Genomic DNA, 11,781 nt, shown 5'->3' with positions numbered 1-11,781 from the left:
ACTGTGAAACCAAATACTGTTCACAGCGTCTATAAATAGGGGTTCAATGATGACAATTTTAAATATGGAGGCAATACTATGTGTGGATTTGTCGGGGTTTTTAACAAGCATCCGTTAACTCAAACCGCTGATCAAGAAGAACTAATCAAACAAATGAACCAAATGATCGTTCACCGCGGTCCTGACAGTGATGGATATTACCATGATGAGCACGTTGGATTCGGATTCAGACGGCTCAGCATTATTGATGTGGAAAATGGCGGACAGCCTTTATCATATGAAGATGAGAAATATTGGATTATTTTTAACGGGGAAATCTATAACTATATCGAACTGAGAGAAGAGCTTGAAGCAAAGGGCTATACTTTCAACACAGATTCGGACACAGAGGTTCTTCTTGCGACTTACCGTCACTATAAAGAAGAAGCGGCTTCCAAGCTGCGCGGCATGTTTGCCTTTCTGATTTGGAATAAAAACGATCATGTGCTTTATGGAGCAAGAGATCCATTCGGCATTAAGCCGTTGTATTACACAACGATCAATGATCAGGTTTATTTTGCCTCAGAGAGAAAAAGTTTAATGGCAGCTCAAAATGATATTGAAATAGATAAAGAAGCATTACAGCAGTATATGTCTTTCCAATTCGTTCCTGAGCCAAGCACGCTTGATATTGATGTGAAAAAAGTAGAGCCGGGTTCTCAGTTTACAATCCGCCCTGACGGCGATATCACATTCAAAACGTATTTCAAGGCGCGTTTCCAGCCTGTTCAGACGGAAGAAGATAAACTTGTCAAAGAAGTCAGAGACGCTATCTATGACTCTGTAAAAGTTCATATGAGAAGTGATGTGCCTGTCGGTTCATTCCTTTCAGGCGGAATCGATTCTTCGTTTATTGTATCCGTTGCGAAAGAATTTCATCCAAGCTTAAAAACATTTTCAGTCGGATTTGAACAGCAGGGCTTCAGTGAAGTTGATGTAGCGAAAGAAACTGCCGCTGCACTGGGCATTGAAAATATCAGCAAAGTCATTTCTCCGGAAGAATATATGAACGAGCTTCCTAAAATCGTATGGCACTTTGATGATCCGCTTGCAGACCCGGCTGCGATTCCATTGTATTTCGTGGCGAAAGAAGCGAAAAAACACGTAACAGTTGCGTTATCTGGCGAAGGTGCGGACGAGCTATTTGGCGGATACAACATCTACCGTGAACCGCTTTCTCTTAAACCGTTTGAACGCATTCCGTCCGGCTTGAAAAAGATGCTTCTGCACGTAGCGGCGGTTATGCCTGAGGGAATGAGAGGAAAGAGCCTGCTTGAGCGCGGCTGCACTCCGCTTCCGGAGCGTTATATCGGCAACGCGAAGATCTTTGAAGAATCCGTGAAGGAACAGCTGCTGAAGCACTATGATTCTAGCCTTTCGTATCGCGATGTGACGAAGCCTTACTTTACAGAAAGCAGCTCATACAGCGATATTAACAAAATGCAGTATGTCGATATCCACACTTGGATGCGAGGCGACATTTTGCTAAAAGCGGATAAAATGACAATGGCGAATTCTTTGGAATTGCGTGTGCCGTTCCTTGATAAAGTCGTATTTGACGTTGCTTCTAAAATTCCTGATGAATTGAAAACAAAGAATGGTACGACGAAGTATCTCCTTCGCAAAGCTGCTGAAGGAATTGTGCCGGATCACGTATTGAACCGCAAAAAGCTCGGTTTCCCTGTACCGATCCGTCATTGGCTGAAAAACGAAATGAACGAATGGGTGCGCAGCATTATTCAAGAAAGCCAAACGGACGCTTATATCCATAAGGATTACGTTCTTCAGCTTCTTGAAGACCATTGTGCCGACAAGGCTGATAACAGCCGTAAAATTTGGACAGTGCTCATCTTTATGATCTGGCACAGCATCAATATCGAAAAACGGTATATGCCTGAAGAGTTGAGCCATCAGCCTAAAGAAGTCATCTTTGTTTAACAGATAAGGCTTTCGATTCGTCGAAAGCCTTGTTATTATACCAGTATTTCTCCATCATCATTGATTACCCTGCACATTCGTGCGAAATATTCAGAAGAATGATTTAATGATATTTTTTTCTAGGGGAGAAGGGAACATGCAAAAACAAAAACAAGAATTGCATCGCGGTCTTGAAGAAAGGCATATTTCTTTAATGTCTTTAGGGGCTGCCATAGGAGTGGGACTCTTCCTTGGCTCCGCATCAGCTATCCAATTAGCAGGGCCAGGTATTTTGGTGGCATATGCCTGCAGCGGTCTGGTTATGTTTTTTATTATGAGGGCGCTTGGGGAAATGGCCATTCAAAAGCCGGTCGCGGGCTCCTTCAGCAGGTACGCACGTGACTACTTAGGTCCGCTCGCAGGCTACTTAACCGGGTGGAATTACTGGTTCTTATGGGTTGTAACCTGTATGGCGGAAATCACCGCTGTCGGAATTTATATGGGATACTGGTTTCCGGATGTGCCAAATTGGATTTGGGCATTGTCGGCGCTGGTGATTATGACTGGTGTCAATTTCCTGGCCGTGAAGGCGTATGGAGAGCTGGAGTTTTGGTTCGCTTTGATTAAAATTGTCGCGATCCTTTCTATGATTGCTGTCGGTTTATTAATGATCATTGCAGGCGTCGGCAATGGAGGCATTGCTACAGGCATCAGTAATTTATGGAGCAACGGTGGATTTTTTCCTCATGGAATAAAAGGGGTTTTATTGTCACTTCAAATGGTGATGTTCGCGTATTTAGGCATTGAGATGATAGGGGTGACGGCCGGCGAAGTCAAAAACCCGCAAAAGTCATTAGCGAAAGCGATTGATACGGTATTTTGGCGTATCCTGATTTTTTACGTCGGTGCTTTATTTGTGATCATGTCCATTTATCCGTGGCAGGAAATCGGCTCACAAGGAAGCCCTTTTGTACTCACGTTTGAAAAAGTGGGGATTCCATATGCGGCAGGCATCATTAACTTTGTCGTTCTGACGGCAGCGCTGTCTTCTTGCAACAGCGGCATATTCAGCACCGGACGTATGCTCTTTAACTTAGCGGAGCAGAGCGAGGCGCCAAAAGCATACGGTAAGCTGACCAAAGGCGGCATTCCGGGTAAGGCCGTACTGGCTTCTGCGGGTGCGTTATTAGTCGGTGTGCTGTTAAACTATATTGTGCCTGCGAAGGTATTTACTTGGGTCACAAGCATTGCCACGTTCGGGGCGATTTGGACATGGGCGATCATCTTGCTTTCTCAGATCAAATATCGTAAGGGCATGCAGCCAAAGGATCAAAAGCAATTAAAATATAAAATGCCTTTTTACCCATTCACGTCCTATTTATCATTGGCCTTTTTAGCATTTGTCATTATCCTGATGGCTTATAGTCCGGAAACAAGAGTCGCCGTTATTATCGGTCCGATTTGGTTTCTGATTTTGATAGCCGTTTATTATGGCAAAGGCTTTCATAAGAAAAACGCAGCTGTGTCAACTGAACAACAGATCAGCTGACAAAGAGAGCTCCCGGCGGGCTCTTTTTTGTTTAAGTAAAGCTACTCATAGAGAGCAGAGAATAGGAATAAGTTTTTTGCAGAGACTGCTTACAGTGGCGTCTCATTTTTTATGATAAGATAAAAGTCACACGTTTGTTTTGATATGTGAACGTTTTATGGAAAATTAAAAACCCGAACTGCTATTTGGTTCGGGTCAGCGATGGTTATCGCTTAAATAATATTTTGAAAAATGGTAAAGTAAAACGAAGCTGGTCTTACATTTGCTGAAGTGATTTATAATATTGACCTTTTGTTACATATTCAGACCGTATTCTTTGCATGTCTTTTCGGTCTTCATCCGTCAAAGGGCGGATGACTTTTGCCGGGCGGCCGAAGGCAAGATGGCGTGGCGGAATGATTTTTCCCGGTGGAACAAGACTGCCGGCACCGATAAAGGCGCCTTCACCGATTTCGGCTCCATCTAAGATGATTGAACCCATGCCGATTAAGGCGTTCTTGCGGATCACGGCGCTATGGAGTGTAACCTGATGGCCTATCGTGGCGTCATCTTCAATGAAAAGCGTCCGGTTCGGGCTTTGATGGAGGCAGCTTAAATCTTGGATATTGACTCTGTTACCGATTCTGGTCGGGGCTACATCTCCTCTTATGACCACTGAGAACCAAATGCTGGATTGTTCTCCGATGACCACATCACCGGTAATTGTTGCATTATCGGCTACAAAAGCCGTTGGGTGGATTTTTGGCGTGTATTCCTTATAAGGGTAAATCATATATCTTTCATCCTTCTTTCTCTATTTAATTTTTGTATGAGGTGAACCGCATGTGGACCTGGAAAGCAGACAGACCTGTGGCAGTGATTGTTATAATCCACGGGGCAAGTGAACATCATGGACGGTATAAATGGCTGAGTGAAATGTGGAGATCTTCGGGTTATCACGTTGTAATGGGTGATCTGCCGGGACAAGGGACAACCACCCGGGCCAGGGGTCATATTCACTCATTTCAAGAATACATTGATGAAGTAGATACTTGGATCGATAAAGCGCGAACCTTTGAACTGCCTGTTTTTCTTCTCGGCCACAGCATGGGCGGCCTGATCGCGATTGAATGGTTTAAACAGCAGAGAAACCCCCGCATTACGGGAATTATTTTATCATCACCGTGTCTCGGGCTGCAAATTAAAGTCAATAAAGTGCTTGACCTTGCATCAAAGGGGCTGAATGTCATCGCTCCGTCGCTTAAAGTTGATTCAGGATTATCGATTGATATGGCGACACGGAATGAAGATGTCATCGAAGCAGGCCAGAACGATCCTCTTTTTGTCACGAAGGTTTCTGTCAGATGGTACAGAGAGCTGTTAAAAACTATCGAGTCTGCCATGGTGCCGACAGAGGCTTTTCTAAGGGTGCCGCTTCTAGTCATGCAGGCCGGAGATGACAAGCTGGTCGACAAAACGAAGGTCATCAAGTGGTTTTCAGGGGTTGCTTCCCACAATAAGTCATATAGGGAATGGGAAGGGCTTTATCATGAAATATTTAATGAACCGGAAAGAGAAGACGTTTTTAAAGCCGCAAGAGCATTTACTGATCAATATATTTGAACTGGGGGGTGCATGTGTTGACAGTACCGGAACATCCTTTTGGACTGATGGCCAAAGTATATCGTGAAATTTTTCCGCTCGTTCATCAAGAACTGAACATATGGAAGCAAAAATCAGAAGCAATTAAGAACAGTGAATTAAAAGCACAGGCAACCGCAAGTATTCGAGATAAAACGTTTCACTGTGAAGGCGGCGGCATATTGGCCTTATTGTCAGGGAATCATAAGCAGAAATGTGTTGAGTTCATCATCGCATACCAAACGATTAGCGACTACCTAGACAATTTGTGCGACCGCAGCACCTCACTTGACCCGGAAGATTTCCGAATGCTTCACACTTCTATGCAGGACGCATTGACAGTGGGGGCTGAACCACAAAATTATTATCAATTCAGGGACGAGCAGGATGACGGCGGATATTTGCAGGAATTGGTGAAAACGTGCCAGCGTGTCCTTGGGTCTATTGAACACTACGACATGATTAAACCTTATCTGCTTGAGCTTTGCGGCTATTATTGCGATTTGCAGGTGCATAAGCACGTTGTAGAGCATGAGCGCGTCCCGCGCCTTGAAAAGTGGTTTACCCAATATGAATCAGAGCTTCCTGAGATGGAATGGTATGAATTCTCAGCTTGTGCAGGCTCCACGCTGGGCATTTTCTGTCTTGTCGCATATTCGTTTCAGCCTGATTTTACTGAAAGCACCGCAAAAAAAATCCGCAACAGTTATTTTCCTTACATACAAGGTCTTCATATTCTGCTTGATTATTTGATTGACCAGGAGGAGGACTTGCTTGAAGGGGATTTGAATTTCTGCTCGTATTATCAGTCGCATGAAGAAATGATGAATCGGCTGCAGCACTTTATTCAGAAAGCCGATGAACATCTGCACGGCATTCCGCACGAAAACTTCCACCGCTTAATCAACCGCGGCTTGCTGGGTGTCTATTTGTCTGATGATAAAGTGGCGGGCCAAAAGGAAATGGGCCGGCTCGCGAAGAAGCTGATCAAAGCAAGCGGAAAAACCTCCTTTTTCTTTTATATCAACGGCAGAGCCTACAGAAAGTTTCAAAAGATAGCCTGGATGAAAAACTCAAAGAAAAAAGCTCAAATCATTTGCTGATTTGAGCTTTTTTTTCGATCGCAATAATAAACGGCGGGTCATTTTGCTGATTGATAAATCCGTATGTTAAGACACGGGCTGCTTGCTGATCCAAGTCCCGGCAAAAGTCGAGCACGTCGTTTTTTTCAGTTTTGCCTTCCGGATGGCCGTGATAGACGACCAAAACAATCAGGCCTTCATCTTTCATGATGCTGAGAAGCTGTTCAATTGCTTGAATCGTTGAATTGCCGTTTGTCGTAATCGATTTGTCCCCGCCTGGCAGATAGCCAAGGTTAAACACAGCGGCCGCTACTTTCCCGTGTGTTTCCTGCGGTAGTGATTCAGCAATTTTGTCATGGCTTTTATGAAATAAAGTTGTCCGGTTTTGATAGGTGTCACCGAGCCGCTCCTTCGTATTGGCCACTGCTGATTCTTGTATATCAAATGCGTATACATGGCCGTTTTCACCGACAAGTTCAGCTAAAAACAGGGTGTCGTGCCCGTTCCCCATTGTGGCGTCAACAACAATGTCTCCGTCCCCTGCGGCCATTTTCAGCAGCTCTTTACTGTAGGGAAGAATCTTTTTCAGAATCATAAGGCTGATTCCTCCTGGAGACGCTGAAAGAACTTACCTTGGTAGCTGCCGCGATTTTCAAGTTCTTTATTGATAGCGCCGAGCACTTCCCATTTGTTCACACTCCACATTGGCCCAATCATCAATTCAATCGGCCCGTCACCAGTGATACGGTGTACGATCATTTCTGGCGGGATGACCTCAAGCTGGTCACAGACGAGCTGCACATAATCGTCTTGAGAGAGGAATTCCAGCTTTCCCTTTTCGTATTGTTTCACCATCGGCGTGCCCTTCAGCAGGTGCAGCAAATGGATTTTAATACCCTGTACGTCCAAATTTGCCACTGCTTTTGCCGTTTCCATCATCATGTCCCGGTCTTCAAGAGGAAGTCCATTAATAATATGCGAGCAGACGCGTATGCCGTGTTTTCTTAGCTTATTCACACCTTCAACGTAGCAGTCAAAGTCATGTGCCCGATTGATCAGAAGAGCTGTCCGTTCGTGAACTGTCTGAAGCCCGAGCTCCACCCAAAGATACGTGCGTTCATTGAGTTCTGCCAAATACTCAACAACGTCATCCGGCAGGCAGTCCGGCCGTGTGGCGATTGAAAGGCCGACCACATCGTCGAGCGCGAGAACAGACTCGAATTTCTCTCGAAGCACGTCAACTGGCGCATGTGTATTGGTGAAAGCCTGGAAATAAGCGATATATTTCCCGTCCTTCCATTTTTCGTGCATGCGGTTTTTAATGTCGTGGAATTGCGTCATTAAATCATCGGCCCGGTTTCCTGCAAAATCACCGGAGCCCGCAGCGCTGCAAAAGGTACAGCCGCCGTGAGCGACAGTGCCGTCACGGTTCGGGCAGTCAAAGCCGCCGTCAAGCGCTACTTTAAATACCTTATGCCCGAAATGATCTCTGAGATGATAATTTAATGTATGATAGCGTTTTTCCGTATTTGAATAAGGAAAAGGATTGTTCTGAATCACGATTAATGTGCCTCCTTGCGTACAATTGCATCCTAAAATTGTAGCACGCATTTCAGATGAGAACAAATGAATATCGACCATAAATTTCTTTATTGAATCATGTCTGATGAGGCTACACTATGGATGATGGATTGTTTCCATTACCAAGAGGAGGGGTTACTGTGGCAACAAGACAATCAGTAGATGAACATCTCCAACAATGTATGCAGGCGTATGATTATGCTGAAGAACAGCTGAAAATCGCTTCTAAACAAGAGCATTATAACGACCAAGAATACAGCGATGCGCAAATGCAGATTGAAAATGCGGTAAATGCCTTGAATAAACTATGGCTGTCATCAAATGATCAGCAGAGAGAACAGCTGTACAGAATGAGGCTTCAGCTTCAAGCTTTGCAAAATAATATGATCTTGCAGCACCCTCTTGATGTGTAAGAAACGGACCCTTTTGATAAGGGTCCGTTTTTTTGTAAAAAAGGATTGACTTTGCACTGCAAAGTATTTATTGTATTAAGTGTACTAATTGGAGTAATACACTATAGACACTAATGAAAAGTCATTTATATATTGAATTTAAGGGAGGCAGTTATGAAACATAAAAAACAAAACAAACGTAACGTGCCAATGCTGATCGCGGCATCTATGATCGCTTGTTCTTTTTTTCTTGTCCTTGTGATGATCGGTTTTGAATGGCAAAAAAGTATAATTGATTCGTTTTATTTATGAAAGGTTCAGATCGTATAGAAAGTAGGGAAGTAAATGATTCAAATCGATCCAAGAAGCTCAACGCCCATTTACGAACAAATTATTCAGCAAATGAAAGAGCTTTGTTTGAAAGGGATCATGAAGCCTGGTGATAAGCTTCCTTCTGTCAGAGAATTGGCGACGATCATTATTGCGAATCCGAATACTGTCAGCAAAGCGTACAAAGAGCTTGAGCGAGAGGGTATTATTGAAACGCTGCGGGGCAGAGGGACCTATATATCGGAAAATGCAAAAACGACACTGGTTGAAGGGAAGATGACGATGATTAAAGAGCAACTTAAACAGCTCATCATCGATGCACATTATGCGGGGGTTGAGCTGGAGAAACTGCAAGAATGGATAAAGGAAATCAGCGCTGATGTGAAAGGGGGTAAGAGTGATGATTGAATTAAGACAGCTGTCAAAGACGATTGACGGCAATCAAGTATTAAAAGACGTTTCTTTAACAATTGAAAAAGGGGAAATTTTCGGGCTGCTCGGCCGGAACGGATCGGGTAAAACGACGATGCTCCGTTTAATCCAACAAATTATTTTCGCGGACAGCGGAACGATTCTGTTTGACGGCGTAGAAATCAAAAAGCATCCGAAGGTGAAACAGAATATCATCTACATGCCTGTTCAAAATCCTTTTTATGACAAGTATACATACAAGCAGCTTGTTGACATCCTGAGAAGGATTTATCCGAAGTTTGATGTCACCTACGCGAATGAGCTGATGAACAGATACGAAATTCCGGAAACGAAAAAGTACCGTGAGCTGTCGACGGGCTTGAAAAAACAGCTGTCACTCGTTCTATCGTTTGCGGCGAGACCGGCGCTGATTCTTCTTGATGAGCCGACGGACGGAATAGATGCAGTGACAAGGCATGATGTACTGCAGCTGATGGTCGATGAAGTGGCTGAGCGTGATACGAGCATCCTGATCACCTCCCATCGCCTTGAGGATATTGAACGGATGTGCAACCGAATTGGTTTTCTCGAAGATAACAGACTGACCAACGTCATGGATATTGATGAGTTAAAAGAAGAATACATTAAAATTCAAATGGCCTTCGATACAGATGTCAATTTGGCCATCAGAGAGCAAAACATTCCGATGCTCGATCAGGCCGGTGTGTTCTATACGGTGCTGATCCCGAAAAGCGATGAGAAGAAAAAGAGCTTTTTGAGAGAGCTGAAGCCAAAAGTGTGGAATGAGCTTCCTGTCAACCTGGAAGAAGTGTTCATTGCGAAGTTTGGAGGGAAGCGGAGATGGTAGACCGAGGTCTCCTCTATCGAGAGTGGAAGCAGAATCAAGTGGTGATTTTGTTAAGTATTGTGTTTTTGGTGCTGGCAAATCCTTTAACGATTTATCACTCATATTCTTTAAACGAGTCATGCCTAGCACATTCAGATCCAAAACTATGTGCATTTTTTGTAGATTACCACATAGACAGCATGATTCAAATCAATTGGGTGATAGGGATTATACTGGCAGTATGTTTGGTTGGGCTTGAACGTTCGAGAGGTACGATGGACTTTTTGTTAGGTCTTCCATATAAAAGAAGCCAAATTTTTCAAACGAAATTTTGGCTAGGCGCAGTTGTCCTTGTGCTTTCGCAATTAGTCGGATTTTTATTAGCATGGCTGCTTATTCTTTTCTTAAAACCTGAACAAGTAAACTTTTTTGAACATGGAAGCATTGGTGTTATGATCACTAGCATTATGTTTTACTCATTAGTAATGGCCGCTGGGACGTTAACTGGAAACGCTTTTGCTCAGTTGTTGACAGCTTTTGCAACTTCTGTATTGCCATATTTGATTATCGTTTTGCCATTTTCTAATATTGAGATTATCTCAGGGGTTCAAATTTGGAAAATATTACCTAATATTGAATATTACTTCGATTTTGAAAATAATTTGATGGACTTTTCCCCAATTGCTTATGTGGATTCAAGTTGGGTGGCGGAAAGTAAATACTTATTACTAATCCCTGCAGTAATGAGTATTCTCTTTTATTTCATTGGTTATAAAAGTTTTATAAAACATCATAATGAGCGTAATGGATACTTTTTCTTATGGAAAACATTAGATCGACCTATCCAAATCCTTGTCATCGTGTTAGGAATCCTGGGTTTTGGTATAGTGGGGCATTCTGCTGGTGAATCCATAGCGGGTTACATTATCGGAATGATTATCGGAGGAATTGTAGGATTTTTGATCAGTTATTTTTCCATCTTTAAAAAAGTAAGACATTAAGATAACGGCTTAAAGTTTGGAGGGAAGTAAAATGCCGGATTCCGGTCTGCTTTATAAGGAGTGGAAACAAAATAAAGTCGCCTTAGTTATCACCATTTTGGTTTTTATACTAGGTAATCCCTTATCGATTTTAAATATGTATCTCATCTATCAAGGCTGTGTCACTGGAAAAGAAAATTGGGTCGGCCCCTGCGTATTCAGCGTTGATTATTTAAACAGCACATTTATCTCAGTATTTTGGATTTGGGGAGTCGTTTTGGCGGTCAGCCAGCTGGGGATTGAACGAAGCAAGGGCTTGTTTGATTTTACTTTAAGTCTTCCATATACACGCGGGCAGATATTTAACGCAAAGTTTGTGCTCGGCGGAATGATGATTGTGGTTCCGCAATTCATAGGATATGTTTTATCCGTTCTGCTGCTATTGCTTTTGAAACCTGATCAGGCCGTTTATTTTCACAACTACAGCTTGGGAATGATCATTGTCAGCATGCTGGCTTATTCTTTGGTTATGGCTGGCGGAGCTCTGACGGGCAATACTTTTGCACAGCTTTTGGTTTCAGCTACTGTTACGATTTTGCCTTTTTTGCTCATGACTCTTCCTGCTATCAACCTGGAAATCCTTCTTGGCGGAACAGTAGAGTTTATACATGGTCCTGTGCCCGAATGGGTGCAGTATCTATTCCCGGTTACTTACGTTGTGCCGAACTGGGTTGAGGATTCTCCATATTATTTAGTGATTCCAGCCATCATGACGATCATCTTTTACATTATCGGCTACATCAGTTTTGTCAAACTGTCTAATGAACGGAACGGATATTTCTTTTTATGGAAACCGCTTGACCGCCCGGTACAGGTCATTGTCATTATCATTGGAATCATGGGCTTCGGGTATTTTGGATTTGCCGCAACGGAAAGCTTCGCCGGCTACATATTTGGCATGGCTGCTGGCGCCGTGATTGGTTTTCTTATCAGCTATTTTGCGATTTATAAAAAAAACAAAAAACATTTATAA

13 protein-coding genes are annotated in these 11,781 nt (G+C 43.2%); 10 read left to right on the top strand and 3 right to left on the bottom strand.

Annotated features, from left to right (window positions below; all coding sequences use genetic code 11):
• The first annotated feature begins 78 nt into the window (after nt 1-78).
• Both asnB and alaP read left to right on the top strand, forming a co-directional pair.
• Nucleotides 79-1,977: an asparagine synthase (glutamine-hydrolyzing) gene (asnB, locus tag NST56_RS16270; protein WP_010331577.1), complete on the top strand. Its 1,899-nt coding sequence runs from the start codon at nt 79-81 to the stop codon at nt 1,975-1,977.
• 136 nt (nt 1,978-2,113) lie between these two features.
• Nucleotides 2,114-3,505, top strand: coding sequence for an alanine permease AlaP (alaP, locus tag NST56_RS16265; RefSeq protein ID WP_339177787.1), 1,392 nt, complete (start codon nt 2,114-2,116; stop codon nt 3,503-3,505).
• 256 nt (nt 3,506-3,761) lie between these two features.
• Here the strand turns inward: alaP and NST56_RS16260 are convergent, their stop codons facing one another.
• Nucleotides 3,762-4,277 carry a gamma carbonic anhydrase family protein gene (locus tag NST56_RS16260; protein WP_339177786.1) on the bottom strand — a complete coding sequence of 172 codons (516 nt, stop codon included), beginning with the start codon at nt 4,275-4,277 and terminating at the stop codon, nt 3,762-3,764.
• A 50-nt stretch (nt 4,278-4,327) separates the two neighbouring features.
• Here NST56_RS16260 and NST56_RS16255 point away from each other — a divergent pair, with 50 nt between their 5' ends.
• Nucleotides 4,328-5,107, top strand: coding sequence for an alpha/beta hydrolase (locus NST56_RS16255; protein WP_168748584.1), 780 nt, complete (start codon nt 4,328-4,330; stop codon nt 5,105-5,107).
• A gap of 17 nt (nt 5,108-5,124) precedes the next feature.
• Nucleotides 5,125-6,228 carry a tetraprenyl-beta-curcumene synthase gene (gene tbcS / locus NST56_RS16250; RefSeq protein ID WP_268445282.1) on the top strand — a complete coding sequence of 368 codons (1,104 nt, stop codon included), beginning with the start codon at nt 5,125-5,127 and terminating at the stop codon, nt 6,226-6,228.
• Here tbcS and NST56_RS16245 read toward each other — a convergent pair.
• Both NST56_RS16245 and NST56_RS16240 read right to left on the bottom strand, forming a co-directional pair.
• On the bottom strand, nt 6,218-6,802 hold the full coding sequence (locus NST56_RS16245) for a class I SAM-dependent methyltransferase (protein WP_010331572.1): 585 nt from the start codon (nt 6,800-6,802) through the stop codon (nt 6,218-6,220). The genes tbcS and NST56_RS16245 overlap by 11 nt on opposite strands.
• The gene (locus NST56_RS16240; protein WP_339177781.1) at nt 6,799-7,767 is read right to left on the bottom strand and encodes a TIGR01212 family radical SAM protein; all 969 of its coding nucleotides are present in this window, start codon (nt 7,765-7,767) and stop codon (nt 6,799-6,801) included. The genes NST56_RS16245 and NST56_RS16240 overlap by 4 nt, the downstream gene beginning before the upstream one ends.
• Before the next feature lie 161 nt (nt 7,768-7,928).
• Here NST56_RS16240 and NST56_RS16235 point away from each other — a divergent pair, with 161 nt between their 5' ends.
• The 6 genes from NST56_RS16235 (at nt 7,929) to ytrD (ending at nt 11,781) form a co-directional block, all read left to right on the top strand.
• Nucleotides 7,929-8,201, top strand: coding sequence for a YtzC family protein (locus NST56_RS16235; RefSeq protein ID WP_010331570.1), 273 nt, complete (start codon nt 7,929-7,931; stop codon nt 8,199-8,201).
• A 153-nt stretch (nt 8,202-8,354) separates the two neighbouring features.
• Nucleotides 8,355-8,492 (top strand): hypothetical protein, encoded by a 138-nt coding sequence (locus tag NST56_RS16230; protein ID WP_010331569.1) that lies wholly within the window; start codon nt 8,355-8,357, stop codon nt 8,490-8,492.
• Between the two features lie 33 nt (nt 8,493-8,525).
• Complete coding sequence (gene ytrA, locus NST56_RS16225; protein ID WP_168748581.1) at nt 8,526-8,918, top strand: GntR family transcriptional regulator YtrA; 393 nt, start codon at nt 8,526-8,528, stop codon at nt 8,916-8,918.
• Nucleotides 8,911-9,789 (top strand): ABC transporter ATP-binding protein YtrB, encoded by an 879-nt coding sequence (ytrB, locus tag NST56_RS16220; protein WP_010331567.1) that lies wholly within the window; start codon nt 8,911-8,913, stop codon nt 9,787-9,789. The genes ytrA and ytrB overlap by 8 nt, the downstream gene beginning before the upstream one ends.
• The gene (locus tag NST56_RS16215; RefSeq protein WP_010331566.1) at nt 9,783-10,769 is read left to right on the top strand and encodes an ABC transporter permease subunit; all 987 of its coding nucleotides are present in this window, start codon (nt 9,783-9,785) and stop codon (nt 10,767-10,769) included. Before ytrB ends, NST56_RS16215 begins: the two co-directional genes overlap by 7 nt.
• Before the next feature lie 31 nt (nt 10,770-10,800).
• On the top strand, nt 10,801-11,781 hold the full coding sequence (ytrD, locus tag NST56_RS16210) for an ABC transporter permease YtrD (protein WP_010331565.1): 981 nt from the start codon (nt 10,801-10,803) through the stop codon (nt 11,779-11,781).

It is taken from the genome of Bacillus sp. FSL R5-0560 (assembly GCF_037966305.1).
GTDB lineage: Bacteria > Bacillota > Bacilli > Bacillales > Bacillaceae > Bacillus > Bacillus mojavensis.
The sequence above is the reverse complement of the archived record's forward strand: the minus strand, read 5'-3'. Positions and strand labels throughout refer to the sequence as shown.